Genomic DNA, 26,247 nt, shown 5'->3' with positions numbered 1-26,247 from the left:
AATTGTGGGTGAGCCATGACTGACCTCTTACACAACCAATAAAGGTTCATTGCTGGGTGGCGGCATCGAAGCGCATGGACAGAGCAATACGTTCGGCGGTGCCAATGGGAATCTCCCCGACCACCGTGACCATCATTTCGCCTTCGGGGGTGGTCAGGCGCCGTGATACGGCAACCGTCGGCCCCAGCTGAGAACGAGTATCGGTGACCGCTTCGCCATTGAGCGGCTCGAGGAACACGGAAAAACGCGCAAAACCATCGTCATACAGCAGGCTGTTGACCACGGACTTGGTTTGCGGATCCTTGCGGGCGCTGCTGCTGGTCAACTCGAAACCCGGAGGCAACCAGTCGGAGTGCCAGGCCCGAGTGCTCTTGATCGCCGAGGCCTTGTCGCTGTCCAGAACCACCGGCTTGCAGTCCGGGCCGGCGCGCAGCTCGTTGTCATCCGGGACATCTGCGGTGTCCAGACGGGTGAACTGAAAGCGCTCGAGCAGTTGCCCCTTGTCGTTCAACAACAGGGACTTGAGCGGCAAGCCGGTTTCCTGATCCAGGTGCAATTCGAAGCCGTAACGGTGCTGGTCTCGCGGGGTGACCGCAATGATCACCGCCTGGCGCCCGGCCACGCGCGACTTGCCGATAACGGCTAGCTCATACCAATTCTTGAGTTTTTGCGGATCCAGGGCACGCGCCGCAGAGTCCGGGGCATCCCCCAACCCTGCCACCAACGTACCGCTGACGCATTGGGTACGACCATCGACACGCACAACCTCTTGAGCGGATCCGTCAAGCTGGATCAACCGCTCACGGACGTTTCCATCCTGGACACGATGCCAGATGTTATGGGTAGAAAAACTACCATTGCGCTCGTAAACGAAGGTGCCCTGAAAGCTTTGCTGGCGTTCCGCTTGCCCAAGACGCTGCAACCAGTCCTGGGCTTCGTCGGCGTGGGCTGGAACCACAAACCAGCCACTGAGCAGAAGCGAGAGTAGAGGTATGGCGCGCATGATCCTCCTTAGCGGTTTTCCAGGCTCGCCGCACGGGCATAAGGCAGTGCGCTTTCAGTGCCTTTGAGTGCAGCTTGCTGAGCATGCTGACGCAGGTAACTTGGCAGGCGCTGGTCGTGCCAGCCGGGCTGCCCTTGCAATACGCCATTGGCCATGGGGCCGGTGGCTTCCGAGCTCTCATTGTAGCCGGCCAATACAGCAGGGCCTTTGACTTGTGGAGCAGCCAGGGTTGGCTGACCCGCTTGCTGAGCGAGCTCAACACCAGCAATCTCGTCATGGTTGTACAGACGTACGCCAGCAAGTACCGCTACGGTCACAGACGCAGCCACTGCCAGACGACCCAGGCTGCGCCAAGGTCCACGAGACGCTTTGGCCGGTACAGCTTCATCGGCCAGGGCTGCAGAAACGGCAGCGGCAATGTCCAGACGCGGAAGCAGCAACTCCTTGTGCATGGCCGCCCGGGCGATTTGATAACGAGCCCAGGTCTCACGGGTTTCCACTTCGTCGACGGCATTCAATACCCGACGCAATTCCAGTTCGTCCGCTTCGTTATCCATCACCGCGGACAGCGATTCCTGCAGGGCTTCACGACTCATGGCGGTTCCTCTCTTGGCTGTCGCCGCTGTCTCAGGTTTCCTGCAACAACGGCTGCAGGGCTTTATCGATGGCTTCCCGAGCGCGGAAAATCCGGGAGCGCACGGTACCCACCGGACACTGCATGACGCTGGCAATGTCCTCGTAACTCAGACCATCGAATTCACGTAAAGTTAAGGCTGTACGCAAATCTTCAGGTAGTTGCTGAATGGTTCGATGGACGGTGCCTTCGATCTCATCCCGCAGCAATGCGCGTTCCGGCGATTCGAGATCCTTCAGGCCATGATCGCCGTCATAGAACTCCGCATCCTCAGAACTGACATCGCTATCCGGCGGCCGGCGGCCGCGTGAAACCAGATAGTTTTTCGCCGTGTTGATGGCGATACGGTACAGCCACGTATAGAACGCGCTGTCCCCCCGAAAATTACCTAGTGCACGGTAAGCCTTGATAAAGGCTTCTTGTGCGACATCCTGGGCTTCATGGGTGTCGTGCACGAAACGCACGATCAACCCGAGAATTTTGTGCTGGTATTTCAGCACGAGCAGATCGAACGCTCGCTTGTCGCCACGCTGAACGCGCTCGACCAGCTGCTGATCCTCTTCCTGGGTTAGCATGAACACTCCTCGATAAGCTCGAAGGAGGCTTGCATCACTAATCGATCAGGCTTGCAAACATAGACTCGGGCTTTTCGCAAAAGTTCTCCCCCTCCAAGCAAGTTTCCTGCGGGCTCTGATCCGGCACGCACGAAAAACGCAGCGCGGGCAAGGCCGGCTGCGCGAATAATCCTGTCGTCGATTTCCGTCACAAGGGACAGACTGCAAACCCTGGCCAGAACCGACGCTGTCCCTTCTTTCAGGCAACCTTCTATTGAGTTTGGGGCCTTGGCAAAAGTTCCCAATCTTTATAGCTGTGCCGAACGAAGATTGTGTAACGGTGAAGAGAAAAACCGCCTTACTTCTTCGATCAGCCCGCGCGGAAGCTGGAACGCCGCGAGTAGAGGCTGGCCGAGAGCAACGCTTTTGCTCAGCGAAGTCGCACAACGCCATGAAGGCGCGACTATTGTGCCGATCCCCCCCTCTATATACTAGTGGGCTGTGTGGCTGCTTTGACTCGCCGATTCAGGCGTCTTGCGCCAACCCCGTATTGGGTCGCTTTGAGCGGAATCCTTCAAATGAGCCAACAGTTTCAACACGATGTTCTGGTGATAGGCAGCGGCGCCGCCGGCTTGAGCCTGGCCCTTAACCTACCCAGCCACCTGCGTATTGCCGTTCTGAGCAAGGGCGACCTGGCCAACGGCTCGACCTACTGGGCCCAAGGCGGTGTAGCAGCCGTACTGGACGATACCGACACCGTCGAGTCCCACGTCGATGACACCCTCAATGCCGGTGGCGGCCTGTGCCATGAAGATGCGGTGCGCTTTACCGTCGAGCACAGCCGTGAAGCCATCCAATGGCTGATCGACCAAGGCGTGCCCTTCACCCGGGACGAAGACGCCGGCAGCGATGAAAGCGGCTTCGAATTCCACCTGACCCGCGAAGGCGGCCACAGCCACCGACGAATCATCCATGCCGCAGACGCCACCGGCGCGGCGATCTTCAAGACATTACTGGCCCAGGCCCGACAACACCCCAACATCGAGCTGCTGGAGCAAAGGGTCGCCGTCGACCTGATCACCGAAAAGCGCCTGGGCCTGGAAGGCGACCGCTGCCTGGGGGCCTACGTGCTCAATCGCGGCACCGGCGAAGTCGATACCTTCGGCGCGCGCTTCGTGATTCTCGCCTCCGGCGGCGCGGCCAAGGTCTACCTCTATACCAGCAACCCCGACAGCGCCTGCGGTGACGGCATCGCCATGGCCTGGCGCTCGGGCTGCCGGGTAGCCAACCTGGAATTCAATCAGTTCCACCCTACCTGCCTGTATCACCCGCTGGCCAAGAGTTTCCTGATCACCGAAGCCCTGCGCGGCGAAGGTGCTCACCTCAAGCTGCCCAACGGCGAACGTTTCATGCCGCGCTTCGATCCACGGGCCGAACTGGCTCCGCGGGATATCGTCGCCCGGGCCATCGACCACGAAATGAAGCGCCTGGGGATTGACTGCGTCTACCTGGACATCAGCCACAAGCCGGCCGAGTTCATCAAAAGCCACTTCCCGACGGTGTATGAACGCTGCCTGGAGTTTTCCATCGACATCACCCGGCAGCCGATCCCGGTAGTACCGGCGGCCCACTACACCTGTGGCGGGGTGATGGTCGACCAGCAGGGCCGCACCGACGTGCCCGGCCTGTACGCCATCGGCGAAACCAGCTTCACCGGCCTGCACGGGGCCAACCGCATGGCCAGCAACTCGCTGCTGGAGTGCTTCGTCTATGCCCGCTCGGCAGCCGCCGACATCCTTGAGCAACTGCCCCGGGTCTCGATTCCCGCCGCCCTGCCCGCCTGGGACGCGAGCCAGGTCACCGACTCCGACGAAGACGTGATCATTGCGCACAACTGGGATGAACTGCGGCGATTCATGTGGGACTACGTGGGTATCGTGCGCACCAACAAGCGCCTGCAACGGGCTCAGCATCGGGTGCGCCTGCTGTTGGATGAGATCGACGAGTTCTACAGCAACTACAAGGTCAGTCGCGACCTGATCGAGTTGCGCAACCTGGCCCAGGTCGCCGAGCTGATGATCCTCTCGGCCATGGAGCGCAAGGAAAGCCGCGGCCTGCACTACACACTCGACTACCCGCAACTGCTGCCCGAGGCCCGGGACACTATTCTGCAGCCGCCCACCTACGTCGGCCGAACTTGAGCCGCACCCGCAGGCGCCGATGCACGTCGGCCGCCTGCGCATCCCGCGGGACACACAGAGAACGCACCCACGGCTCGCCGCGCACACGAAAACGCAGGACCACGATCAGCGGCAACGCCAGGCTGTCAGGGCGCAGCTGCACCGCCTGCCAACCCTTGGCCGGGCTCCACAACTGCCAGCCCTGTGCCGAATACCGCAAGCCGGTGAACGCCCGGGGGTGAGTCAGGAGAATCTGTCGAGGCAGCACCCAACCGGCATGCAACAGGCACAGCAACAATCCCAGGAACTGGGCGACAGGCGCGCACTGCAAAAGAAAAATGGCCGCCACGGCGAATGCCTGAGCCATCAGGTAGGCCGCCAGCAGTTGCCTTGAAGCACGCCAGCGGCACTCGAACAGGCTACTTGGGTTGGACACGGTCCAGAATCATGCGAACCATGCGCTGCAGCTCAGGGTCCTCGGACTCGCTGCGCTCCATGAACCAGCCGAACATGTCCTGATCCTCGCACTCCAGCAGCTTGCGATAGCACTCGCGATCAGTCTCATCGAGATGCGGGTACACCTCCCTGACGAACGGCACCAGCAACACGTCCAGCTCAAGCATGCCGCGACGGCTGTGCCAGTAGAGGCGATTCAGTTCAACATCTTCAACCATGGAGCGCTCCTCAAATAGAGCGCAAGTATACAGCCCGGGGAACACGAGAACAGTCGGCTTTGGTCGGTCACCGGCTATCCTTTGTGAACTATCCATTTCAGGGGCGCCCCCTTATGATGTGCCCCAGACTTTTTACCCTGCGATGAACCATGGCTGACTCCGCTTTTTTCTGCCCCCTGTCCCACGAAGGCGTCCTCGCCGTCCGCGGCCCTGATGCCAGCAAATTCCTTCAGGGGCAGTTGACCTGCAACCTCAATTACCTCAGCGACAGCCAATCCAGCCTCGGCGCGCGCTGCAACCAGAAAGGTCGCATGCAGTCGAGTTTCCGCATCCTTCTGCAAGGGGACGGTTGCCTGCTGGCCATGGCCCGTGAACTGCTCGAACCGCAACTGGCGGACCTGAAGAAGTACGCCGTGTTCTCCAAGGCCAAGCTCAGCGACGAAAGCGCCAGCTGGGTGCGTTTCGGCCTTGCTGGCGGCGACGCCACCCTCGGTAGCCTGGGCCTCGCACTGCCCCAGGAAGACGGCGCCGTGGTCCGGACCGAGGACCTGATGGCCATACGCGTGTCCAGCGACCGCGCCGAACTCTGGGTCCCGGCTGAACAGGCCGAGCACCGGGCTCGGCAATTGGCCGCGCAACTGCCCGAGGGCGAGCTCAACCAGTGGCTGCTGGGCCAGATCCGCGCCGGCCTCGGCCAGGTCATGGCACAGACCCGCGAGCTGTTCATTCCACAGATGCTCAACCTGCAGGCCGTGGGTGGCGTCAGCTTCAAGAAGGGCTGCTACACCGGCCAGGAAATCGTCGCCCGCATGCAGTACCTGGGCAAGCTCAAGCGCCGCCTCTACCGCCTCGCCCTGCCCGCAGGCGAGCTTCCCGTCCCGGGCACCCCGCTGTTCTCCCCCACCCACGGCAGCGCCATCGGTGAAGTGGTGCTGGCCGCCCAGGCGACCGATCAGGTGGAACTGCTGGCCGTATTGCAGGCCGAGGCGGTGGAAGACGGCAACCTGCACCTGGGGACACTCGAAGGACCCGGTCTGCACTTGCTGGATCTGCCGTACGAGCTGGACCGCGATCGCGAAATCCAGCGCTGATCGACACCCCTTCCCTGCAACACCCTAGAGAACTGAAATGACTGAGCTGGCGCAAAAGGTCCAACGGGATTTGGTGGAGGCCATCGACAACGATGACCTGGTCCTGCCAACCCTGCCGGAGGTGGCCATGCAGATTCGCCAGGCCGCCGAAGACCCGGAAATCAGCGTCAGCACCCTGAGCAAAGTGATAGGCCGCGACACCGCGTTGTCGGCGCGACTGATCAAGGTGGTCAACAGTCCCCTGCTGCGGGCGACCCAGGAAGTCACCGACCTGCACACCGCGATCACCCGCCTGGGGGTCAACTACAGCAGCAACCTGGCCATCGGCCTGGTGATGGAGCAGATCTTCAACGCCCGCTCCGAAGTGGTTGCTCAAAAGATGCACGACGTCTGGCGCCGCAGCCTGGAAGTGGCCGGGGTCAGCTACGCCCTGTGTCGCAGCTACACCCAGCTCAAGCCCGACCAGGCGGCCCTGGGCGGACTGGTGCACCAGATCGGCGTACTGCCGATCCTGACCTACGCCGAAGACCATTACGAACTGCTGTCCGACCCGGTCAGCCTCAACCACGTGATCGAGCGTATCCACCCGTTGCTGGGAGACAAGCTGCTGCGGGTCTGGGAGTTCCCCGAGCAACTGGTGGCAATCCCCGGGCAGTACCTGCACTTCGACCGCCAGAGCGCCGGGATCGACTACGTCGATCTGGTGCAGGTGGCGACCCTGTACTGCTACAAGGACACTGATCACCCGCTCTCGCGGATCGACGCCTTCAGCGTGCCGGCCTTCAAGAAGCTGGGGATCGACCCGGAAAACCAGGCCGTGTGCAACGACCTGCAAGCATCCCGCTCAATGCTCTACTGATGCTCATCCGGCGATGAAGCTCACCCGCACCTTCAGCCCCGAAGGCTCGCCGTCATGCAGGCTGATCTGGGCCAGATGGGCGCGACAGATTTCCCCCACGATCGCCAAGCCCAATCCCGAACCGGCCACCTGCTGATTGCGTCGATAGAAACGCTCGAAGACCCGGTCCCGATCCTCCTGGGGAATCCCCGGTCCATCGTCCTCCACCTCCAGCACGCCCGGCGCAAAGACCCGCAGCACCACATTGCCGCCCGGTGGCGTGTGGGCCAGGGCGTTGTCCACCAGGTTGCTCAGCAACTCGTTGAGCAAGGTCGGCTCGCCCTTGAGCCACACCGGCTCATCGGCCTCCAGCGCCAGGGCCACGCCCCGGGCATGGGCCAGGGGCGCCATGGCCATGCCCAGTTCCCGAGCCAGCTGGCTCAGATCGAGCAACTGCGCACCGCCTTCGGCAATGGCCCGGGCGCCGTTTTCCACCCGAGCCAGGGACAGCAGTTGATTGGCCAGGTGAGTCAGGCGATCGGTGCCCTGGGCCGCGCTGTCCAGGGTCGAACGCCAGGTCTGCGGTTCATCGGAGCGCAGGCCCAGTTCCAGGCGGGCCTTGAGTGCCGCCAGGGGCGTGCGCAACTCATGGGCGGCCTCGGCAATGAACTGCGCCTGGCGCTCGAACTGCCCGCGCAGGCGTTCGGTGAAATGATTCAAGGCCCGCACCAGGGGCCACAACTCGCGCTGCACCGACACCAGCGGCAGTGGCCGCAAGTCATCGGGCTGACGCTCCTCCACCGCACCGCGCAAACGCTCCAGTGGCCGCAGCGCGGCACTCACCGCAAACCACACCAGCAGCAACGCCCCAATGGCCAGCATGCCCAGGCGCAGCAAGGTATCGGCCATCAGGCTGCGGGCCATGGCGACCCGCGCTTCGTCGGTCTCGGCCACGCGGATTTCCGCCATGCCATTCATGTTCGGCTCGCTGACCGCCTTGAGCAGGCTCACCACCCGCACGTTCTGCCCCTGGTAAGTGGCGTCATAGAAGCGCGCCAGGGCCGGGTAGTCATCGGTACGCGGGGTGCCCGGCGGCGGACCGGGGAGGTTTTCGTAGCCGGAAATCAGTTGCTGGTGAATGTCGTTGACCTGGTAGTAGATGCGTCCGGCACTGTCGTAGGCAAAGGTGTCCAGGGCCACATAGGGCACATTGGCGCTCAGGCTGCCGTCACGCTGGGACAGGCCGGCGGCGATGGTCCGCGCCGAGGCCAGCAGGGTCCGGTCATAGGCGGTGTCGGCGGCCTCGCGGCCGTTCCAGTAGGCACTCAAGCCGCTGGCCAGCATCAGCACCACCAGCAGCAGTGCCAGGTTCCACAGCAACCGCCAGCGCAGGCTGCTGGGCTTATGCATCGCGACTTTCCAGCAAGTAGCCCAGGCCGCGGAAGGTGACGATCGCCACCGCCTGGCCATCGAGCTTCTTGCGCAGGCGATGGACATAGATCTCGATGGCGTCCGGGCTGGCTTCCTCGTCCAGACCGAACACCTGGGACGCCAGCTGCTCCTTGCTCATCACCCGGCCAGGACGGGCAATCAATGCCTCCAGCACGGCCTGCTCGCGGGACGTCAGGGTCAGCAGTTCCTCGCCCAGGGTGAAGCGTCGGGTGTCCAGGTCATAGGCCAGCACCCCGCAGCGCTGCTGGCGTTCGCCGCCCAGCACGCTGCGGCGCAACAGGGCCTTGACCCGGGCTTCCAGCTCGGTCAACTCGAACGGTTTGGCCAGGTAATCGTCGGCTCCCAGGTTCAGACCGTGAACCCGGTCCTTGACGTCGCTGCGGGCAGTGAGCATCAGCACCGGCAGGTTCTTGCCCCGGGCCCGCAAGCGCGCCAGTACCTCGAAACCGTCCATGCGCGGCAGGCCGACATCGAGGATCGCCACAGCGTACTCCTCGCTGCCCAGGGCCAGGTCGGCAGCCACGCCATCGTGCAGCACATCCACGGTCAGGCCGGTGCTCTTGAGCGCCTGGGCGACACTTTCGGCCAGTTGCAGATGGTCTTCGACGAGCAGGACTCGCATGGATGATTACCTCGTTTCAGGGGGGATCGACGCCGCTCTTTGGCGCGGAGTGTACCGCCGCATCCGCCGCTGTGAAGCCCGAAAACCGGGAAAATGCACTGAAAGGTTAGCGAAAGGTTGGCCCTTTAGAGTCCCGTTACGGACAGTCTCGACTGCCCTGGTCTCAACGACCGCTGACACGCAAAACGCCTCGAAGCGTTTTCGTCGACAATAAGAACAATAACGGAGTACCCCTGGATGCCGTCCACGCGCCCTCACGCCGTCACACCTGTGTTTCTTTCCCGTCTGACCCCGACCGCCCTGGCCAGCGCCGCGGCCCTCGCCGGTGTCGCGCCCTTCAGTCAGGCCGCCTTCTTCGAAGACAGCAGCGCCACCTTCGAAACCCGCAACATGTACTTCAACCGCGACTTTCGCGATGGCACCAGCGCCCAGCAGTCCAAGCGCGACGAATGGGCCCAGGGCTTCATGCTCAACCTGCAGTCGGGCTACACCGAAGGCACGGTGGGCTTCGGCGTCGACGCCCTGGGCATGCTCGGGGTCAAGCTCGACTCCAGCCCCGACCGCACCGGCACCGGCCTGCTGCCGACCCACGATGACGGACGCGCCGCCGACCAGTACTCCAAGCTCGGCCTGACCGGCAAAGTGAAGATCTCCGCCACCGAACTGAAAATCGGCAGCCTGATTCCCGAGTTGCCGATCCTCAAGCCCAACGACGGGCGCATTCTGCCGCAGACCTTCGAAGGCGGCTTGCTGACCTCCAAGGAGATCAAGAACCTGACCTTCACCGGCGGCCGCCTGGACAAGGCCAAGGACCGCGACGACAGCAACTACGAGGACATCCGCCTCAACAACAAGAACAGCCGCTTCGCCGGCACCGTGGCCGGCAAGCACTTCAACTTCGGCGGCCTGGACTACAAGTTCACCGACAAGATCACCGGCAGCTATCACTTCGCCCAACTGGACGACGTCTACAACCAGCACTTCCTCGGCCTGGTCGCGTCCCGCCCCCTGGGACCTGGCACCTTCGCCAGCGACCTGCGCCTGGCCATCAGCGACGACCAGGGCCAGGCCCGGGGCGGCAAGATCGACAACAGGTCCCTCAACGGCCTGTTGAGCTACGCCCTCAACGGCCACAAACTCAGCGCCGGCTATCAGCACATGTCCGGCGACAGCGCCTTCCCCTATGTCGATGGCAGCGACCCGTACCTGGTGAACTTCGTGCAGATCAACGATTTCGCCGGTGCCGAGGAGCGTTCCTGGCAAGCCCGCTACGACTACGACTTCGCCAAGCTCGGGGTGCCCGGCCTGAGTTTCATGACCCGCTACATCAGCGGCGACAACATCGCCCTGAAAAACGGCGACACCGGCAAGGAGTGGGAGCGCAACACCGAGATCAAGTACGTGGTGCAAAGCGGCACCTTCAAGGACGTTGCGGTGCGCCTGCGCAACGCCACCTACCGCTCCAACTATTCGGCTCGCGACGCCGATGAAGTGCGCCTGCTGGTGAGTTACGCCGTAGCCCTGTGGTAAGCCCGCGAGCACGCCTCGTATCTCATCGTTTCAGCGTTTTGTAGGCGCTGGCTTGCCAGCGAAGAGGCCCGCCAGCCCGACACCCGGCTCAAGGGCTCCTTCGCCGGTCAGCCGGCCGCTGCGGAAAAAGGGTCGGGGATGACCCGGACAGACCGATAACAACAACTCCTGTGGAGACAATCATGGACTTTTCACTGCGCAACCTCGCCCTCACCGCCGGCTGCATGCTGTTCGCCGGCCAGTTGCTGGCCGCATCCGCCGAGCCCAAGCGCCCGGAATGCATCGCCCCGGCCTCCCCGGGCGGCGGCTTCGACCTGACCTGCAAGCTGGCGCAAAGCGCGCTGGTCAACGAGAAGATTCTGACCAAGCCGATGCGCGTGACCTACATGCCCGGCGGAGTCGGTGCCGTGGCCTACAACGCGGTGGTGGCCCAGCGCCCGGCCGACGCCGGGACCCTGGTGGCCTGGTCCAGCGGCTCGCTGCTGAACCTGGCCCAGGGCAAGTTCGGCCGTTTCGATGAAAGCGCGGTGCGCTGGCTGGCGGCGGTCGGCACCAGCTACGGCGCTATCGCGGTGAAAAGCGACTCGCCCTACAAGACCCTCGACGATCTGGTCCAGGCTCTTAAGAAAGATCCAAGCAAGGTGGTGATAGGTTCCGGCGGCACCGTGGGCAGCCAGGACTGGATGCAGACCGCGCTGATCGCCAAGGCCGCCGGGATCAACCCCCGGGACCTGCGCTACGTCGCCCTGGAAGGCGGCGGTGAAATCGCCACCGCCCTGCTGGGTGGACACATCCAGGTGGGCAGCACCGACATCTCCGACTCCATGCCGCATATCCAGGCCGGCGACATGCGCCTGCTGGCGGTGTTCTCCGAACAGCGTCTGGACGAGCCGGAAATGAAAGACATCCCCACCGCCAAGGAACAGGGCTACGACATCGTCTGGCCGGTGGTACGCGGTTTCTACCTCGGGCCGAAGGTCACCGACGAGGAGTACGCCTGGTGGAAAAACGCCTTCGACAAGCTGCTGGCCTCCGAAGAGTTCGCCAAGCTGCGTGATCAGCGCGAGCTGTTCCCCTTCGCCCTGACCGGCCCCGAGCTGGACACCTACGTGAAAAAGCAGGTGGCCGACTACAAGACCCTGGCCAAAGAGTTCGGCCTGATCCAGTGACCGTCCCTTGCTGACGGCCCGGCCCTCGCGCATCGGGGGCCGCGCCCGGGAGTTAACCATGCTCGTTCAACGTCTCTTCGCCGCGGTGTTGCTGCTGGCCTGTGCCGCTCTGGCACTGATGGCCTGGCCGTACCAGGCGGCCTTTTCCTACGAACCCGTGGGCCCGCGGGCCTTCCCTCTGCTGATGCTCGGCCTGATGGGCCTGGCCTTGCTGTACATGCTGGTGCGCCCGACACCGATCAAGCACAGCGAAGACGAACCGCCCCTGGACCGGGCCACCCTGAACAAGATCACGATCTGCGTGGCCTTGCTGCTGGTGTTCGCCGGCACCTTCGAACCCCTGGGGTTCATCGTCGCCAGCATCCTCATCGGTGTACCCATGGCCCGGCTTTACGGCGGCCGCTGGCTGCCCAGCCTGATCATCATCAGCCTGCTCAGTGTCGGCCTCTACTGGCTGTTCGACCGGGTCATGGACGTGCCTCTGCCCCTCGGCCTGCTCGACGTTCTGGAGAATTGATATGGATACCCTCAGTTACCTGGGCCAGGGCTTCGGCGTTGCACTGACCCCCTACAACCTGGTCACCGCCCTGTCCGGCACCCTGATCGGCACCGTGGTCGGGCTGCTGCCGGGCCTGGGCCCGATCAACGGCGTGGCGCTGCTGATTCCCATCGCCTTCGCCCTGGGCCTGCCGCCGGAATCGGCGCTGATCCTGCTGGCGGCGGTGTACCTGGGCTGCGAATACGGCGGCCGCATCAGCTCGATCCTGCTGAACATTCCCGGTGAAGCCTCCACCGTGATGACCACCCTCGACGGCTACCCCATGGCGCGCAAGGGCCTGGCGGGCGTGGCCCTGTCGCTGTCGGCCTGGAGCTCGTTCATCGGCGCCTTCATCGCCACCTGCGGCATGGTGCTGTTCGCCCCGCTGCTGGCCAAGTGGGCAATCGCCTTCGGCCCGGCGGAGTACTTCGTGCTGATGGTATTCGCCATCGTCTGCCTGGGCGGGATGGCCGGCGACCGGCCGTTGAAGACCTTCATCGCCGCGCTGATCGGGCTGTTCCTGTCGGCGGTCGGCATCGACGCCAACAGCGGCGTGTACCGCTTCACCGGGGACAACATCCACCTCACCGACGGCATCCAGTTCGTGGTGCTGGTGCTGGGCCTGTTCTCCATCAGCGAGATCCTGTTGCTGCTGGAGAAGACCCATCGCGGCCAGGAAGCGGTAAAAGCCACCGGGCGCATGATGTTCAACATCAAGGAAGCGGCCTCGGTGTTCGCGGTGAACATCCGCTGCGGCCTGCTGGGCTTCATCATGGGCGTGCTGCCCGGCGCCGGCGCGACCCTGGCCAGCGCCGTGGCCTACATGACCGAGAAGCGCATCGCCGGTGCCAGCGGCACCTTCGGCGAAGGCGACAAGCGTGGCCTGGCCGCCCCGGAAACCGCCATCGGCGCCTCGGCCTGCGGCGCCCTGGTGCCGATGCTGACCCTCGGCGTACCCGGCTCCGGCACCACCGCGGTGATGATCGGCGCCCTGTCGCTGTACAACATCACCCCCGGTCCGCTGCTGTTCCAGCAGCAACCGGACATCGTCTGGGGCCTGATCGCCTCGTTGTTCATCGCCAACATCATGCTGGTGATCCTCAACATCCCGATGATCCGCCTCTTCACCCGTATCCTCGCGGTGCCGAACTGGGCCCTGGTGCCGGTGATCGCGATCATTACCGGGATCGGCGTCTACGCGGTGCACGCCACCACCTTCGACCTGTTTTTGATGGTCGGTATCGGCATCTTCGGCTACATCCTGCGCAAGCTGGACTTCCCGCTGTCGCCGGTGCTGCTGGGCTTCATCCTCGGCGGACTGATGGAACAGAACCTGCGCCGGGCGCTGTCGATTTCCAACGGCGCCATGGAGATTCTCTGGTCGAGCCCGATCACGGTCGGGGTCTGGGTGCTGACCGTGATCATGCTGCTGATGCCGCTGCTGCGCATCTGGCGCAAGCGCGCGGCCCAGCAACGTGCCGTGGCCGATGTCTGACGCCCGCTTCCGGCAATGGTGGGGCACGCCCCTGGTGGGTCTGGCTGGCGGTTACCTGGCCAGCCAGATCGGCTGGCCGCTGCCGTGGATGGTCGGCTCGCTGCTGGCGATCATCCTGGTGCGCTGCCTGACGCCCTGGCAGTTGGCGGAGATCCCCGGCGGGCGCAAAGGCGGGCAATGGGTGGTGGGCATCGGCATCGGCCTGCACTTCACTCCGCAGGTGATGGAGCAGGTGCTGAGCCATTTCGGCCTGATCTTCTTCGGTGCCCTGGTCACCAGCCTGTCCAGCGTGGTCGGGGTCTGGTTGCTGCGACGCACCGGGGAAGACCGGGCCACGGCATTCTTCTCCAGCATGCCCGGCGGCTCCGGGGAGATGGTCAATCTCGGCGCCCGTAACGGTGCGGTGCTCAGTCGGGTAGCGGCCGGGCAGAGCCTGCGGGTGCTGACGGTGGTGCTCTGTGTACCGGCGGCGTTCAAGTACCTGCTGGGGGAAGGCACCCCGTCCCTGCAGGCAAGCAGCGTGGACTGGCAGTGGCTGGCCCTGCTGTTTCCGGCTGGAGCGCTGCTGGCCTGGCTCTGGCAACGCCTGCGCCAGCCCAATCCCTGGCTGTTCGGGCCCTTGCTGCTCAGCGCGACAGCGAGCATCGCCTGGGACCTGCACATCGGCCTGCCCGACGGTGCCAGCCAGATCGGCCAGTGGCTGATCGGCAGTGGCCTGGGCTGTCACTTCAACCGAGAGTTCTTCCGTCGGGCGCCCTCGTTCATGGGCCGCACCCTGATCGGCACCGCCCTGACCATGCTGATGGCCGGCCTCGCGGCCCTGGGCCTGAGTGTGTTGACCCGCCTCGATCTGCGGTCGCTGACCCTGGGCATGATGCCCGGCGGCATTGCGGAGATGAGCCTGACAGCGGAGGTCCTGCAACTGTCGGTGCCACTGGTGACGGCGATGCAGGTCATGAGGTTGTTGTTCGTGCTGTTTCTCGCCGAGCCCCTGTTCCGCCACTGGAACAAAGGCCCCCTGTAGCCGCAGCCTGCGCAGCGGCTACAGGATTGGCCTTACAACGGCGGCAGGCGCCACTCGATCGGCGTCTCGCCATTCTGCTCCAGGTACTTGTTGGTCCGGCTGAAGTGCCCGCAACCGAGGAAGCCACGGTAGGCCGACAGCGGCGACGGGTGCACCGAGGTCAGCACCAGGTGCTTGGTGGCGTCGATCAGTTTCTGCTTGCTCTGGGCATGGGCGCCCCACAGCAGGAACACCAGATGCGGCTGATGCTCGCTGACCACCTCGATGATCCGATCGGTGAAAAACTGCCAGCCCTTGCCCGCGTGGGAGGCGGCGTTGGCCCGCTCCACGGTCATGGTGGTGTTGAGCATCAGCACGCCCTGGTCGGCCCAGCTTTGCAGGTAGCCGTGGTTGGGAATGTCGATATTCAGGTCGCGCTTGAGCTCTTTATAGATGTTCACCAGCGACGGCGGCGCCGGCACTCCGGGCTGCACCGAGAAGCACAGGCCGTGAGCCTGGCCCGGTCCGTGGTACGGGTCCTGGCCGAGAATCACCACCTTGACCTTGTCCAGCGGCGTCGAGTTCAGAGCGTTGAAGATCATCGGTCCCGGCGGATAGATTTCCTTGCCGGCGGCATGTTCCCGGCGCAGGAACTCGCGAAGTTCGCTCATGTAGGGCTGCTCGAATTCGGCACGCAGGGCCTCCTTCCAGCTCGGTTCGAGTTTGATACGATCGTCAGCAGTCATGGCCAGGCCCGTGAAAAAACAATGGCCGCACCCTAGGAAAGCCGACTTCGCTTGTCAATTGATCTGACACAGAACCGGCACTTTCCCTACCAGCGATCATACTGATCGCTTCTATTGCTCCTCGAGGTCACGATGAACCTGCACGTCGAAGAACTCACCGGCAGCGATGGCGCCCGCATCGCCATTGCCACCCTGGACGCGGAAAAATCCCTGAACGCCCTGTCGCTGCCGATGATCCAGCAACTGAGCGAACGCCTCGACGCCTGGGCCAAGGACCCGCAAGTGGTCTGCGTGCTGTTGCGCGGCAACGGCGCCAAGGCCTTCTGTGCCGGTGGCGAAGTGCGCAGCCTGGCCCAGGCTTGCCTGGATCATCCGGGTGAAGTGCCGGCCTTGGCCGGGCATTTTTTCGCTGCGGAATACCGTCTCGACTATCGCCTGCACACCTACCCCAAGCCGGTGATCTGCTGGGGCCACGGCTATGTACTGGGCGGCGGCATGGGCTTGCTGCAAGGGGCCGGCATCCGCATCGTCACCCCCAGCAGTCGCCTGGCGATGCCGGAAATCAGCATCGGCCTGTATCCCGATGTCGGCGCCAGCTGGTTCCTTTCACGGATGCCCGGCAAGCTCGGCCTGTTTCTCGGGCTCACCGGGGCCCATATGAATGGCCGCGATGCCCTGGACCTGGGCCTCGCCGACCGCTTCCTGCTGGATGAGCAACAGGAAACGCTGATCGAAGGCTTGCTGCAGTTGAACTGGCAGGAACAGACCCCGCGGCAGCTCAACAGCCTGCTCAAGGCCTTGCAGCACGAAGCCCTGGCGCAACTGCCCGACGCCCAGTGGCTGCCGCGCCGGGTGCAGATCGACGAATGGCTGGATGTCAGTGACGTGGCCTGCGCCTGGCGCGCCATCAGCCAGTTGCAGCATCACGACGATGCCCTCTACCAACGCGCGGCCCAGACCCTCACCCAGGGCTGCCCGCTGACGGCCCACCTGGTCTGGGAACAGATCCGCCGCGCCCGCTACCTGTCGCTGGCCGAGGTGTTCCAGATGGAGTACACCCTGAGCCTGAACTGCTGCCGGCATCCGGAGTTTGCCGAGGGCGTGCGTGCGCGCCTGATCGACAAGGATCATCAACCGCACTGGCATTGGGCGGATGTCAATCAGGTGCCCGAGGCCGTGGTCGAAGCGCACTTCCACAAGGCCTGGGAAGGTCGCCATCCCCTGGCGGACCTGACGGATTACTAAAAAGCCCGTAGCCACCTGAGGCGGCTACGGGCTCCAGGCCCCGGCACAATCAGTGGCCGCGCCCACCCCGTCCATGGTCGCCACGGCCACGCCCGCCGTGACCGCCCCAGTCCTGATTGCCACCGTTGTCGTTGTTCCAGTTGCCGTGGCGCTCATGCCCGCCCCAACCCTGCGCGGGATAAGGTCGGTAGCCCGCCCGGGGGACCTGGTAGTAACGCGGAGCCGGTGCGTAATAACGCGGCGCCGGCTGGTAGTAGCGTGGGGTGTAGTAGCTGCGTCCGGTCGAGTAATAGGAAGCGCCGCCACCGTAGTAATAGGCCGGTGCCGGGGCACTGTAGACCTCGGAGCTGTAGTAGCTTGAGCCTCCATCGTAATAAGGGACACACGCGCCAAGACTCAAACCCAGTAATGCAACAAGCAGAAGTCGACGATACATGGCGGCCTCCTGGACCGCGAAGAAGCCACGCCAGCGACGCTGGCAGGCGGCAATCAGCAACAGGCTGACTGACGCAATATCTGACCGCAAAAATGCCTTCTGGTGCGATTCTGGCAACACATTGATACAAGTCATGCGACCGCTGGTAGGCCCCCGCCCATGGCGTCTCAAGGCCTGGGCCGGCGGCGGTGCAAGAAGTGTTTGCAACGTATCAATGCCCAGACAATTCCGTGCGCTGTTGAACAAGTCATTTGTCCGCCGTGCCACTAGAATGCGTCATCGGGCCACTATCACGGAATCGCCATGCCGCTTCGTTCTCCCCTGTATTCGCAACGTTCGCTGGTGCTGGTCCTGATCACCCTGCTGGGCAGTGGCTTCCTCGCCACCTCCCTGCTCAGCTACTACGCCTCGCGGGATTCGATCCGCGACAACATCGTCAACACCGAACTGCCGCTGACTTCCGACACCGTGTATTCGGAAATCCAGAAGGACCTGGTACGGCCGGTGCTCATCTCCTCGATGATGGCCCGCGACACCTTCATGCGTGACTGGGTGGTGGCCGGCGAGCGCGACCCCAGCCAGATGACCCGCTACCTCAACGAGGTCATGACCCACTACGACGCCTACACCGCCTTCTTCGTCTCCAACACCAGCCTCACCTACTACCAGGCCAAGGGCGTGCTGAAGAAGATCAAGGTCGATGAGCCGCGGGACGCCTGGTACTTTCGCGTGCGCAATATGGCGACGCCCTACGAAATCAACGTCGACCCGGACCTGGCCAATCAGGACAAACTGACCTTCTTCATCAACTACAAGGTCTACGACTACCAGGACCGCTTCATCGGCGCCGCTGGCGTCGGCCTGACGGTGGACGCGGTGATCAAGCTGATCGACAAGTACCAGCAGCGCTACCAGCGCAGCGTGTACTTCGTCGACACCTTCGGGCGCATCGTGCTGACCGGTGCCGATGGCGGTCCCCAGGGTGCCCGCAGTGGCCAGTCCCTGCATGATCTGGCAAGCCTCAAGGAACTGATGGCCCAACTGCCCAAGCCCCACAGCGGCAGCTATGAATACTCGACCCAGGGCCAGGGGCATTTTCTCAATGTGCGCTTCATTCCCGAACTGAACTGGTACCTGTTCGTCGACAAGCGCGAAGACGGCGCCCTCAACGGCATCCGCCAGTCGCTGTACCTGAACCTGCTGATCTGCCTGGTGATCACCGCCATCGTGCTGATCCTGCTCAGCGGCGTGGTGCGCCGCTACCAGCGCAAGATCGAAACCCAGGCCACCCTCGACAGCCTGACTCGTCTGCCCAACCGTCGCGGTTTCGACCTGCTGGCGGCCCAGGCCCTGCAAGAGGCGCGACGCGACTTGACGCCGCTCTGCGCCCTGCTGCTGGACCTGGATCACTTCAAGCGCCTCAACGATACCTACGGCCACCTGGCCGGGGACCAGGTGCTCAGCGGCTTCGCCCGGGACCTGCAGGACTGCCTGCGCCAGTCCGATATCGTCTGTCGCTGGGGCGGCGAGGAGTTCATCGTCCTGCTCAAGGACACCGAGAGCGGGCCCGCCCTGCAGATCGCCGAAAAGATTCGTCTGCTGACCGAACGGCAGCGCTACTACTATGAAGGGCAACCCCTGCAACTGACCGTCAGTATCGGCTTGACCGCCCTGCAACCGGCAGACACCCTGCACAGCCTGCTGTCCCGTGCCGACCATGCGATGTATCGCGCCAAGCAAAGTGGACGTAATCGAACCTGCGTGGAAATGCCTCACTCCAGCCATGAATGAACCTGACCTTTGCCCGGCCTGCGGTGCCCGCAACGACTGCGCCCTGGCCGACCCACGCACGGCGGACCGAGCCTGCTGGTGCTACAGCGTGAGCATCGACCCGGCCCTCATCGAGGCCCTGGCGCCCCAACTGCGCGACCGTGCCTGCCTGTGCCCGCGCTGCGCCGGGGTCGAGGCGCAGTTGCGCGCCGGCACCCTGCCCCGCTCCTGAAACCCGTCCCCGTCCACTGCCAGCGATTTCCTGCCATGCGCCTTGACCGTTTCCTCAGCAACCTGCCGCGCTTCAACCGCCAACAGGTGCGCCTGCTGCTGGTGCAGCGGCGCGTCCGCATCGACGGTCAGCCGGTCAGCGATCCCCGGGCCGAGGTCAGCGAATTCAGTCGGGTGGAGCTGGATGAAGAGGTGCTGCAGGCCGGCAAGCCGGCGCGCTACTTCATGCTGCACAAGCCCATGGGTTGCGTCAGTGCCACCCGCGATCCCGAGCACCGGACCGTGCTGGAGCTGATCCACGAGCCGCACCCGCAGGAGCTGCACATCGCCGGACGCCTGGACTACAACACCACCGGGCTGATGCTGATCACCAACGACGGGCACTGGTCGCGACGCCTGACCCAGCCGCAGACCAAACTGCCCAAGCTCTACTACGTGGAAACCGAAGACGAGATTGGGCCCGAGTACATCCAGACCTTCGCCGAGGGCCTGTATTTTGCCTTCGAAGACCTCACCACCCTGCCCGCGCAGTTGCAGATCCTCGGTCCGCGCAGCGCCCGGCTGAGCATCGTCGAAGGGCGCTATCACCAGGTCAAACGCATGTTCGGCCACTTCAACAACAAGGTGCTGCGCCTGCATCGCGAACGCATGGGGCCGCTGCAGCTGGACGAACGGCTGGCACCTGGCGAATACCGGCCCCTGAGCGCCGACGAAATCCGCCTGATCTGAAGTGCCCACCCCTGCCCGGACGACCGCTGGGCAGAAGCTGTCGAACAATTTGTCCAATCGACTTGCAGGTTGCCGATTGCCCTGCTTGAATCACTCCGTCGGCCGAAATGTGACCGATGAGTCACGAACAGACATCTAAGAAACCTTTTGCCGGCCTGAGCCCTGCCTGCTCTGCATTTCCCCCGGCAAATCGCCCACCTATAACAACACCCGTCGACCTGCCTTACCGGATCGACATGGGCTCCCATTCCAGGCGTATGCCTACCTGTCACATTGCCCGTGCACACTCAGTGATGCGCGCATACCCGCTTGCCAGGAGTCTTATGACATGAGGCCAGAAATCGCTGTGCTGGATATACAGGGTCAGTATCGGGTTTACACGGAGTTCTATCGCGCAGATGCCGCAGACAAGACCATCATTCTGGTCAACGGCTCGATGGCCACTACTGCGTCCTTTGCGCAGACCGTGAAGAACCTGCACCCGCAGTTCAACGTGGTGCTCTACGACCAGCCCTACGCGGGCCGCTCCAAAGCCCACAACAAACACGAACGGATGCTCACCAAGGAAGTGGAGGGGCAGATCCTCCTGGAGTTGATCGAACACTTCGCCGCCGAACATGTGCTGTCGTTTTCCTGGGGTGGCGCCGCCGCCTTGCAGGCTCTGGCCCAGCGTCCACGGCGCATCGAGAAGGCGGTGATCAGCTCGTTCTCGCCGGTGATCAACGAGCCGATGCGCGATTATCTGGAGCGCGGTGTCGATTACCTCGGCAACCTCGACCGCCATCGCGTCGGCCACCTGGTCAACGACACCATCGGCAAGCACCTGCCCTCGCTGTTCAAGCGCTACAACTACCGCCACGTCAGCAGCCTGGCGGAGCACGAATACGGGCAGATGCACTTCCATATCAGCCATGTGCTCAACGGCGACCGGCAGTGCTACTTGCGAGCGGCGAAGAACATCCAGGTGCCGGTGCTGTTTCTCAACGGTGAGTGGGACGAGTACACCTCGGCCAATGACGCCAAGCTGTTCGCCGACCATGTGCAGCAAGCGAGCTTCAGCACCATCCAGGCCACCGGGCACTTTCTCGACATGGAACACAAGGCCGCCTGCCGCGACAGCCGCCAGGCATTGCTGGGATTCCTCAAGCCGGGTCAGTACGACGGTCGAACGCGCGCGCACTGTGTTCAGCATCAGCATGCACGGGCGATCTGACAGTGCATCGTCACCGGTGGGCCAGCCGCCCTTGAAAAACCCTGTTTTTCCTGGCGCATGGCCCACCTGCGGCGAACAGCGATGACACGCAAGCGCAGGTCAGATAAAGAAAAACTTCAAATCTGCAGCCACATCTGGTACAAAGTCAGCCGTTCGAGCGGGTGTCGTATAATGGCATTACTCCAGCTTCCCAAGCTGATAACGAGGGTTCGATTCCCTTCACCCGCTCCACTTCCCCTATCTGCCAGTCAGCGCAGATCCGCAAAGCAGTTTCCCCGTCGTTGAACTCAGGCGACCTCTTCTCTTCCAAGCTTCAAGCCTGACGACTCGAGCCCCAGCCCTGTACCTGGCTCGGCCGAACGGGTCGCCTCGATGATCGTGCCCATCACTCTCGCTGTGCCCATGAATCCTCGCAGGGTACAGGCCGCCAATCGGGACGCTTCAGCTGGACTTGGCCGGCGCTTGTGCTCCCGACGATCGGCGCGCACAACGCACCCGGCGATAGCCCGGCCTGGCAAATTGGCTATGATATCCGGCCTGTTTCCCTGCCCCCCCCTGCCCGGCCATCGACGATACCTGCGTCGCGCCCTTCGAGGGACAAGCCCCTCAGCCGCTTCTTTTGCATGATTCGCCCGACATCACGGGCTGCACACGAACCTGAAGGAACTGCGACATGACCCAGAACATTTACGACGACCCGACTTTTTTTCAGGGCTACAGCCAGCTAGGGCGCTCCGTCGGCGGCCTGGATGCGGCGCCGGAATGGCCGGCCCTGCAAGCCCTGCTGCCACCGATGAAAGGCCTCAAGGTGCTGGACCTGGGCTGCGGTTATGGCTGGTTCAGCCGTTGGGCAAGCGAACAGGGCGCCCAGCAGGTGCTGGGCCTGGAAGTTTCGGAAAAGATGCTGGCGACTGCCCGCGCCAGCACCTCGGCGCCCCATATCGATTATCAGCGGGCCGACCTGGAACACCTGAGCCTGCCCAACTGCAGCTTCGACCTGGCCTACAGCTCCCTGGCCCTGCATTACATCAAGGACCTGCGCGGCCTGTTCGCCCAGGTCTACGCAGCCCTGGTGCCCGGGGCGCGCCTGGTGTTCTCCATCGAGCACCCGATCTTCATGGCTCCACGCAATCCGGGCTGGCAGGTGGATGACCAGGGCCGCAAGTCCTGGCCCCTGGACAGCTATCAGCAGGAAGGCGAACGGATCACCCATTGGCTGGCCGAGGGGGTGATCAAGCAGCACCGTACCCTGGGCACCCTGCTCAACACCCTGATCGCTACCGGGTTCAACATTCGCCACGTCGAGGAATGGGGACCGAGCGCCCAGCAGGTGCTGGAACAACCCGCCCTGGAAGAAGAGCGCGAGCGACCGATGATGTTGCTGGTGGCCGCCCAGCGCTGAGGTGGCCGCCGTTACGCGGCCACCTCAGCAGGAGGGTCCCGCGTGGCTAGAAGCCCTGCTGCAAGGGAAAGCGCCGGGCGCCACAGCGGGCGAGGAACTTTTCCTGGGCCATGGGCCGGGCCAGGAAGTAGCCCTGGGCCTCGTCGCAACCAAAGGCCCGCAGCATCTGCAGACATTTGAAACTCTCGATGCCCTCGGCCACGGTGCGGTAGCCCAGTTCCCGGGCCAGGGCGATCACCGAGCGGGTGATCTTCTGGTGCTGGGCGCTGCTCTCAAGGTCGGTGACCATGGACTTGTCGAGCTTCACCACATTGGCCGGAATCTGGTGCAGGTAGGCGAAGTTGCTGTAGCCGGTGCCAAAGTCGTCGATGGCCACATCCATGCCCAGGCCGCGAATCTTGCTCAACTGATCCAGCACCTTGGGATTGGAGCGCAGCCAGGCCCCTTCGGTGATTTCCACTTCCAGGCGCTGCGGGTCGATGCGATGGCGCCGGCAGGCATCGCGCAGCACATCGGCAATGTCCTGATCCTCGAAATCCTGGGGCGAGAGGTTGATCGACAGACGCTGCACGTCGCTGGAACTCCAGCGGTGCAGGCGCTCCAGCACGGCATTGATCACCCAGTGGGTCACCCGGTGGATCAGCGCATTGCGCTCCATGACCGGAATGAACTCCGCCGGTGAAATCGGCCCCAGCCACGGATGATCCCAACGGATCAGTGCCTCGGCGCTCACCTGAGCACCGTCGGGCAGGGCGAAGCGCGGCTGGAACATCAGGTAGATCTGTCCGCTGTCCAGGGCTTCGCTGATGTCCGAGGCGAGGTTGAAGGCCCGCCGATAGGCCTGGTCACGCACCACATCGTAGGGCGCCCAGGTGCTGCGGTTGAGGGTCGCCAGCTCCAGGGCGAACATCGCCTTGCGCAGCACGTCGGGCACCGCGTCGCGGTCCGTGGAAAATTCCACCGTGCCCGCGCACACCGCCGGAATCATCGGCAGTTCCAGGCCCGGCGGCTGACGGCGCAGACGCCGCACCAGCCCGTCCAGAAAGCGCTCGATCCCGGGGGCCGCCGGCAGCAGGAACCCGAAGCGCTTGACCGACACGTGGTACACCCGCACATGCCGCCCCAGGTAGGCGAGCAGTTGCTGGGCCAGGAAGCGCACGATGGTTTCGAACGGCGCCAGGCCCATGGCCAGGGTCAGCTCGTGGGCCACGGTCATGTCCACCGCATCCACCAGCACCAGCACGCGCCTTTCCCCCGGATTTTCGTCCGCCAGGTCGTACAGATCTCTCTGGAACTGTTCACGGTTGGGCAGGCAGCTCACCGGGTCGCGCCGGGTCAGGCGCTGACGCTGCTCGACCTGTTCCATCACCAGCGATGCCAAGTCGCGCAATTGCTGGCGCTCGGCGGCATTCAGGCGCTGGGGCTCTTTGTCGATGACGCACAGACTGCCAATCGCATGCCCGGTGGAAGTAATCAGCGGCGCGCCGGCATAAAAGCCGATGCCCGGATCATCAGTCACCAGGGGGTTGCGGTGAAAACGCACATCCTGGCGGGCGTCTTCCACCTCGAACACATCATCGGTTCTGATGGTGTAAGCGCAGAACGATTGCTCGATCGGGGTCTGTTCGACCGCGAACCCCACCCGCGACTTGAACCATTGCCGATCACGGTCCACCAGGGTGATCAACGCCGTGGGCACCTTGAAATACTCGGCAGCCAGCCGGCAGATGCGGTCGAAGCGCTCGCAACGGGCGGTATCCAGCAGTTCCAGGGCATACAGGGCAGCCAGGCGCTGCTCCTCGGCCAACGCCTTATCGGGCATATGCCGTCTCGGGCAGGATCAACACACTCATCAGAAACCTATCTCACCCACACGGGGATATAACGACGCCCGGAAAACCGGCCGAACCTTGAAGTAATGGCATTACGACATCCATCGACAGCATGACGCAGTGACTAGTGCTTGCCAATTCCATCCGTCGGACGAACGGTCGACGGCCAGCGCCCGAAGGCTGCGTTGAAACACTTGATCTAGAGCGATCCACCCTGGAAGGTAGCACCCAGCCAGGCCGTACTGCGACGCTACACCGCTGCCCTCTCCATCCGGAAAACCGCCCCATGCCAAGGCCTCATACGCTGCATCGTTGCCTGTACCTGTGGAGCGCGCTGGCCGTGTTCCTGCCGCTCCTTGCCCAGGCCGCCGAGCCCCAGCCCCCCAGCGCCGCCGACATTGCCTGGCTCAGGCGCGACGGCTTCGATCTGGACACCGCGCAACTCCAGCGCCTGCGCCACCTGGGCCGCGACGGATTGCTCGAGGCGCAACTGCAGGATCGCCTGCGCGAGCCGTTGCCAGCGGCAATCGACGCCCTGCTGCGCAGCTACCCGGCCCTGAACGACTCGACCCCGGCCTTGCTGCAGGAGTTCAAGCGGCGCCAGGAACAGCTCAAGGCCATGCCCGACGGCGATGCCCGCAACCAGGCCAGGCAAGACCTTCGCCAGCGGGCCAACCAGCTCGCCGAGCAGACCCAGTCCGCAGTGCTGCTGCAAGCCATCTATGGCCCCAACCAACTCAAGGAACAACTGGTGCTGTTCTGGCTCAATCACTTCAGCCTGTTCCAGGGCAAGGGCCAGGTGCGACTGCTGAGCGCCGACTACGTGAACGAGGCGATTCGCCCCCATGCCCTGGGCCGGTTCAAGGACCTGCTGCTGGCCACCCTGCAAAGCCCGGCGATGCTCGAATACCTCGACAACAGCCAGAACGCCAAGGGCCGGGTCAACGAAAACTACGCCCGTGAGCTGCTGGAGCTGCACAGCCTGGGCGTGGCGGCCGGCTACAGCCAGGAGGACGTGCAGCAACTGGCACTGATCCTGACCGGAGCCGGATTGGCGCCCCGAGACGGTCGCGAACAACATTGGCCCCGGTCCTTGCAGCCGCTGGTGGTGCAACAGGGATTGTTCCAGTTCAACCCCAGGCGCCATGACTTCAGCGACAAGCGCCTGCTCGGCCACACCATCAAGGGCAGCGGCTACGACGAGATCACCCAGGCCATCGACCTCATCACCCGGCAACCGGCCTGCGCCCAGTTCATCTCGCGCAAGCTGGCCCAGTACTTCGTCGCCGACGAACCGCCGGCGGCCCTGGTGACCCGCATGGCCAAGACCTTCCGCGACAGCGACGGCGACATCGCCCAGGTCATGCGCACGCTGATGCAGTCGCCGGAGTTGCTGCAATCGACCGGCAAGAAATTCAAGGACCCACAGCAGTTCGTGGTGTCGGCGCTGCGCCTGACCTATGACGGCAAGCCTGTGGCCAACCCGCGGCCCCTGCTCAACTGGCTGAACCAGATGGGCCAGCCGGTGTTCGGCCGGATTACCCCCGACGGCTGGCCGCTGGTGGCCAGTGGCTGGTCAAGCTCCGGGCAGATGGCCAAACGCTTTGAAATCGCCCGGGCCATAGGTTCGGGCAACAACCGGCTGTTCACCGCCGAGGGCAGCACGGTTCCGGGGCCGGGTTTTCCGATGATCACCACCCCGATGTATTACCAGGCGATCGCGCCTCACCTCTCCGGCGCCACCCGCAACGCCCTGGAGCAGGCCGTCTCGCCCCAGGAATGGAACACCTTCCTGTTGTCCTCGCCGGACTTCAACAACCGCTGAGCACGCGCCAAAGGGCTGCGCGCCACCTGACCGGG

25 protein-coding genes and 1 tRNA gene are annotated in these 26,247 nt (G+C 63.7%); 16 read left to right on the top strand and 10 right to left on the bottom strand.

The genetic code is table 11. The annotated features are described in order from the left end of the window. Window positions 1–46: 46 nt before the first annotated feature. Genes POS17_RS07330 through rpoE form a run of 3 tightly spaced genes read right to left on the bottom strand, consistent with a single transcriptional unit; the run spans window position 47 to window position 2,212 of the window. Complete coding sequence (locus tag POS17_RS07330; protein WP_060837994.1) at window positions 47–1,003, bottom strand: MucB/RseB C-terminal domain-containing protein; 957 nt, start codon at window positions 1,001–1,003, stop codon at window positions 47–49. An 8-nt stretch (window positions 1,004–1,011) separates the two neighbouring features. Then, on the bottom strand, window positions 1,012–1,599 hold the full coding sequence (locus POS17_RS07325; RefSeq protein ID WP_016963902.1) for a sigma-E factor negative regulatory protein: 588 nt from the start codon (window positions 1,597–1,599) through the stop codon (window positions 1,012–1,014). 31 nt (window positions 1,600–1,630) lie between these two features. Then, the gene (rpoE, locus tag POS17_RS07320) at window positions 1,631–2,212 is read right to left on the bottom strand and encodes an RNA polymerase sigma factor RpoE (protein ID WP_007930230.1); all 582 of its coding nucleotides are present in this window, start codon (window positions 2,210–2,212) and stop codon (window positions 1,631–1,633) included. Between the two features lie 557 nt (window positions 2,213–2,769). On the opposite strand from rpoE, the gene nadB reads away from it, so the two are divergent. After that, window positions 2,770–4,392: an L-aspartate oxidase gene (gene nadB, locus POS17_RS07315; protein WP_060837993.1), complete on the top strand. Its 1,623-nt coding sequence runs from the start codon at window positions 2,770–2,772 to the stop codon at window positions 4,390–4,392. On the opposite strand, the gene POS17_RS07310 is transcribed toward nadB, so the two are convergent. Continuing rightward, window positions 4,355–4,807, bottom strand: a complete 453-nt coding sequence (locus tag POS17_RS07310; RefSeq protein ID WP_060837992.1) for a protein YgfX — start codon at window positions 4,805–4,807, stop codon at window positions 4,355–4,357. The genes nadB and POS17_RS07310 overlap by 38 nt on opposite strands. After that, window positions 4,791–5,045, bottom strand: a complete 255-nt coding sequence (locus POS17_RS07305) for an FAD assembly factor SdhE (protein WP_016963899.1) — start codon at window positions 5,043–5,045, stop codon at window positions 4,791–4,793. The genes POS17_RS07310 and POS17_RS07305 overlap by 17 nt, the downstream gene beginning before the upstream one ends. Window positions 5,046–5,194: 149 nt before the next feature. Between POS17_RS07305 and ygfZ the strand changes: the two genes are divergently transcribed. Together ygfZ and POS17_RS07295 are read left to right on the top strand one after the other, a co-directional pair. Beyond that, entirely contained in the window at window positions 5,195–6,136 is a 942-nt protein-coding gene (gene ygfZ / locus POS17_RS07300; RefSeq protein WP_060837991.1) for a CAF17-like 4Fe-4S cluster assembly/insertion protein YgfZ, read from the top strand. A gap of 37 nt (window positions 6,137–6,173) precedes the next feature. After that, window positions 6,174–6,995: an HDOD domain-containing protein gene (locus POS17_RS07295; RefSeq protein ID WP_060837990.1), complete on the top strand. Its 822-nt coding sequence runs from the start codon at window positions 6,174–6,176 to the stop codon at window positions 6,993–6,995. Window positions 6,996–6,998: 3 nt separating this feature from the next. Here POS17_RS07295 and POS17_RS07290 read toward each other — a convergent pair whose 3' ends face one another. Both POS17_RS07290 and POS17_RS07285 read right to left on the bottom strand, forming a co-directional pair. Next, on the bottom strand, window positions 6,999–8,384 hold the full coding sequence (locus POS17_RS07290; RefSeq protein WP_060837989.1) for a sensor histidine kinase: 1,386 nt from the start codon (window positions 8,382–8,384) through the stop codon (window positions 6,999–7,001). After that, complete coding sequence (locus tag POS17_RS07285; RefSeq protein ID WP_060837988.1) at window positions 8,377–9,048, bottom strand: response regulator; 672 nt, start codon at window positions 9,046–9,048, stop codon at window positions 8,377–8,379. Before POS17_RS07285 ends, POS17_RS07290 begins: the two co-directional genes overlap by 8 nt. A gap of 237 nt (window positions 9,049–9,285) precedes the next feature. On the opposite strand from POS17_RS07285, the gene POS17_RS07280 reads away from it, so the two are divergent. The 5 genes from POS17_RS07280 to POS17_RS07260 all read left to right on the top strand — a co-directional run bounded on the left by POS17_RS07280 (window position 9,286) and on the right by POS17_RS07260 (window position 14,804). Further along, window positions 9,286–10,578 (top strand): OprD family porin, encoded by a 1,293-nt coding sequence (locus POS17_RS07280; RefSeq protein WP_060837987.1) that lies wholly within the window; start codon window positions 9,286–9,288, stop codon window positions 10,576–10,578. Window positions 10,579–10,760: 182 nt separating this feature from the next. Next, complete coding sequence (locus tag POS17_RS07275) at window positions 10,761–11,747, top strand: Bug family tripartite tricarboxylate transporter substrate binding protein (protein ID WP_060837986.1); 987 nt, start codon at window positions 10,761–10,763, stop codon at window positions 11,745–11,747. 58 nt (window positions 11,748–11,805) lie between these two features. Next, window positions 11,806–12,264, top strand: a complete 459-nt coding sequence (locus tag POS17_RS07270) for a tripartite tricarboxylate transporter TctB family protein (protein ID WP_060837985.1) — start codon at window positions 11,806–11,808, stop codon at window positions 12,262–12,264. A gap of 1 nt (window position 12,265) precedes the next feature. Further along, complete coding sequence (locus tag POS17_RS07265) at window positions 12,266–13,780, top strand: tripartite tricarboxylate transporter permease (RefSeq protein ID WP_060837984.1); 1,515 nt, start codon at window positions 12,266–12,268, stop codon at window positions 13,778–13,780. Next, entirely contained in the window at window positions 13,773–14,804 is a 1,032-nt protein-coding gene (locus tag POS17_RS07260) for an AbrB family transcriptional regulator (RefSeq protein WP_060837983.1), read from the top strand. Before POS17_RS07265 ends, POS17_RS07260 begins: the two co-directional genes overlap by 8 nt. A 32-nt stretch (window positions 14,805–14,836) precedes the next feature. Here the strand turns inward: POS17_RS07260 and ung are convergent, their stop codons facing one another. Further along, a complete protein-coding gene (ung, locus tag POS17_RS07255) occupies window positions 14,837–15,529 on the bottom strand; it encodes a uracil-DNA glycosylase (protein ID WP_060837982.1) in 693 nt (230 codons plus the stop codon). A gap of 132 nt (window positions 15,530–15,661) precedes the next feature. Here ung and POS17_RS07250 point away from each other — a divergent pair, with 132 nt between their 5' ends. Beyond that, window positions 15,662–16,774 carry an enoyl-CoA hydratase/isomerase family protein gene (locus tag POS17_RS07250; RefSeq protein ID WP_060837981.1) on the top strand — a complete coding sequence of 371 codons (1,113 nt, stop codon included), beginning with the start codon at window positions 15,662–15,664 and terminating at the stop codon, window positions 16,772–16,774. 49 nt (window positions 16,775–16,823) lie between these two features. On the opposite strand, the gene POS17_RS30735 is transcribed toward POS17_RS07250, so the two are convergent. After that, complete coding sequence (locus tag POS17_RS30735; RefSeq protein ID WP_082729322.1) at window positions 16,824–17,210, bottom strand: hypothetical protein; 387 nt, start codon at window positions 17,208–17,210, stop codon at window positions 16,824–16,826. 303 nt (window positions 17,211–17,513) lie between these two features. Between POS17_RS30735 and POS17_RS07245 the strand changes: the two genes are divergently transcribed. The 6 genes from POS17_RS07245 (at window position 17,514) to POS17_RS07220 (ending at window position 22,555) form a co-directional block, all read left to right on the top strand. Next, a complete protein-coding gene (locus tag POS17_RS07245) occupies window positions 17,514–19,001 on the top strand; it encodes a sensor domain-containing diguanylate cyclase (RefSeq protein WP_060837980.1) in 1,488 nt (495 codons plus the stop codon). Beyond that, window positions 18,994–19,212: a cysteine-rich CWC family protein gene (locus tag POS17_RS07240; RefSeq protein ID WP_060837979.1), complete on the top strand. Its 219-nt coding sequence runs from the start codon at window positions 18,994–18,996 to the stop codon at window positions 19,210–19,212. The genes POS17_RS07245 and POS17_RS07240 overlap by 8 nt, the downstream gene beginning before the upstream one ends. A 35-nt stretch (window positions 19,213–19,247) precedes the next feature. Continuing rightward, the gene (locus tag POS17_RS07235) at window positions 19,248–19,940 is read left to right on the top strand and encodes a pseudouridine synthase (RefSeq protein WP_060837978.1); all 693 of its coding nucleotides are present in this window, start codon (window positions 19,248–19,250) and stop codon (window positions 19,938–19,940) included. Between the two features lie 328 nt (window positions 19,941–20,268). Next, window positions 20,269–21,153, top strand: coding sequence for an alpha/beta fold hydrolase (locus tag POS17_RS07230; RefSeq protein WP_060837977.1), 885 nt, complete (start codon window positions 20,269–20,271; stop codon window positions 21,151–21,153). Between the two features lie 157 nt (window positions 21,154–21,310). Beyond that, window positions 21,311–21,384 (top strand) — tRNA-Gly (locus POS17_RS07225). Between the two features lie 442 nt (window positions 21,385–21,826). Then, complete coding sequence (locus tag POS17_RS07220) at window positions 21,827–22,555, top strand: class I SAM-dependent methyltransferase (RefSeq protein WP_060837976.1); 729 nt, start codon at window positions 21,827–21,829, stop codon at window positions 22,553–22,555. Between the two features lie 46 nt (window positions 22,556–22,601). Here the strand turns inward: POS17_RS07220 and POS17_RS07215 are convergent, their stop codons facing one another. Beyond that, window positions 22,602–24,377, bottom strand: coding sequence for a putative bifunctional diguanylate cyclase/phosphodiesterase (locus POS17_RS07215; RefSeq protein ID WP_060837975.1), 1,776 nt, complete (start codon window positions 24,375–24,377; stop codon window positions 22,602–22,604). A 296-nt stretch (window positions 24,378–24,673) separates the two neighbouring features. Here POS17_RS07215 and POS17_RS07210 point away from each other — a divergent pair, with 296 nt between their 5' ends. Continuing rightward, the gene (locus tag POS17_RS07210; RefSeq protein WP_173655889.1) at window positions 24,674–26,212 is read left to right on the top strand and encodes a DUF1800 domain-containing protein; all 1,539 of its coding nucleotides are present in this window, start codon (window positions 24,674–24,676) and stop codon (window positions 26,210–26,212) included. Window positions 26,213–26,247: the final 35 nt, after the last annotated feature.

It is taken from the genome of Pseudomonas sp. Os17 (genome assembly GCF_001547895.1).
Taxonomy (GTDB): Bacteria; Pseudomonadota; Gammaproteobacteria; order Pseudomonadales; family Pseudomonadaceae; genus Aquipseudomonas.
Note: the sequence above shows the minus strand (reverse complement) of the source record. Positions and strands in the feature narration are given on the sequence as shown.

Excerpts from the sequence above, each read along its gene's own strand:
- POS17_RS07330 (WP_060837994.1), bottom strand. The coding sequence starts at position 1,003 with ATGCGCGCCATACCTCTACTCTCGCTTCTGCTCAGTGGCTGGTTTGTG.
- POS17_RS07325 (WP_016963902.1), bottom strand. The coding sequence starts at position 1,599 with ATGAGTCGTGAAGCCCTGCAGGAATCGCTGTCCGCGGTGATGGATAAC.
- rpoE (WP_007930230.1), bottom strand. The coding sequence starts at position 2,212 with ATGCTAACCCAGGAAGAGGATCAGCAGCTGGTCGAGCGCGTTCAGCGT.
- nadB (WP_060837993.1), top strand. The coding sequence starts at position 2,770 with ATGAGCCAACAGTTTCAACACGATGTTCTGGTGATAGGCAGCGGCGCC.
- POS17_RS07305 (WP_016963899.1), bottom strand. The coding sequence starts at position 5,045 with ATGGTTGAAGATGTTGAACTGAATCGCCTCTACTGGCACAGCCGTCGC.
- ygfZ (WP_060837991.1), top strand. The coding sequence starts at position 5,195 with ATGGCTGACTCCGCTTTTTTCTGCCCCCTGTCCCACGAAGGCGTCCTC.
- POS17_RS07295 (WP_060837990.1), top strand. The coding sequence starts at position 6,174 with ATGACTGAGCTGGCGCAAAAGGTCCAACGGGATTTGGTGGAGGCCATC.
- POS17_RS07290 (WP_060837989.1), bottom strand. The coding sequence starts at position 8,384 with ATGCATAAGCCCAGCAGCCTGCGCTGGCGGTTGCTGTGGAACCTGGCA.
- POS17_RS07285 (WP_060837988.1), bottom strand. The coding sequence starts at position 9,048 with ATGCGAGTCCTGCTCGTCGAAGACCATCTGCAACTGGCCGAAAGTGTC.
- POS17_RS07280 (WP_060837987.1), top strand. The coding sequence starts at position 9,286 with ATGCCGTCCACGCGCCCTCACGCCGTCACACCTGTGTTTCTTTCCCGT.
- POS17_RS07275 (WP_060837986.1), top strand. The coding sequence starts at position 10,761 with ATGGACTTTTCACTGCGCAACCTCGCCCTCACCGCCGGCTGCATGCTG.
- POS17_RS07270 (WP_060837985.1), top strand. The coding sequence starts at position 11,806 with ATGCTCGTTCAACGTCTCTTCGCCGCGGTGTTGCTGCTGGCCTGTGCC.
- POS17_RS07265 (WP_060837984.1), top strand. The coding sequence starts at position 12,266 with ATGGATACCCTCAGTTACCTGGGCCAGGGCTTCGGCGTTGCACTGACC.
- POS17_RS07260 (WP_060837983.1), top strand. The coding sequence starts at position 13,773 with ATGTCTGACGCCCGCTTCCGGCAATGGTGGGGCACGCCCCTGGTGGGT.
- ung (WP_060837982.1), bottom strand. The coding sequence starts at position 15,529 with ATGACTGCTGACGATCGTATCAAACTCGAACCGAGCTGGAAGGAGGCC.
- POS17_RS07250 (WP_060837981.1), top strand. The coding sequence starts at position 15,662 with ATGAACCTGCACGTCGAAGAACTCACCGGCAGCGATGGCGCCCGCATC.
- POS17_RS30735 (WP_082729322.1), bottom strand. The coding sequence starts at position 17,210 with ATGTATCGTCGACTTCTGCTTGTTGCATTACTGGGTTTGAGTCTTGGC.
- POS17_RS07245 (WP_060837980.1), top strand. The coding sequence starts at position 17,514 with ATGCCGCTTCGTTCTCCCCTGTATTCGCAACGTTCGCTGGTGCTGGTC.
- POS17_RS07240 (WP_060837979.1), top strand. The coding sequence starts at position 18,994 with ATGAATGAACCTGACCTTTGCCCGGCCTGCGGTGCCCGCAACGACTGC.
- POS17_RS07235 (WP_060837978.1), top strand. The coding sequence starts at position 19,248 with ATGCGCCTTGACCGTTTCCTCAGCAACCTGCCGCGCTTCAACCGCCAA.
- POS17_RS07230 (WP_060837977.1), top strand. The coding sequence starts at position 20,269 with ATGAGGCCAGAAATCGCTGTGCTGGATATACAGGGTCAGTATCGGGTT.
- POS17_RS07220 (WP_060837976.1), top strand. The coding sequence starts at position 21,827 with ATGACCCAGAACATTTACGACGACCCGACTTTTTTTCAGGGCTACAGC.
- POS17_RS07215 (WP_060837975.1), bottom strand. The coding sequence starts at position 24,377 with ATGCCCGATAAGGCGTTGGCCGAGGAGCAGCGCCTGGCTGCCCTGTAT.
- POS17_RS07210 (WP_173655889.1), top strand. The coding sequence starts at position 24,674 with ATGCCAAGGCCTCATACGCTGCATCGTTGCCTGTACCTGTGGAGCGCG.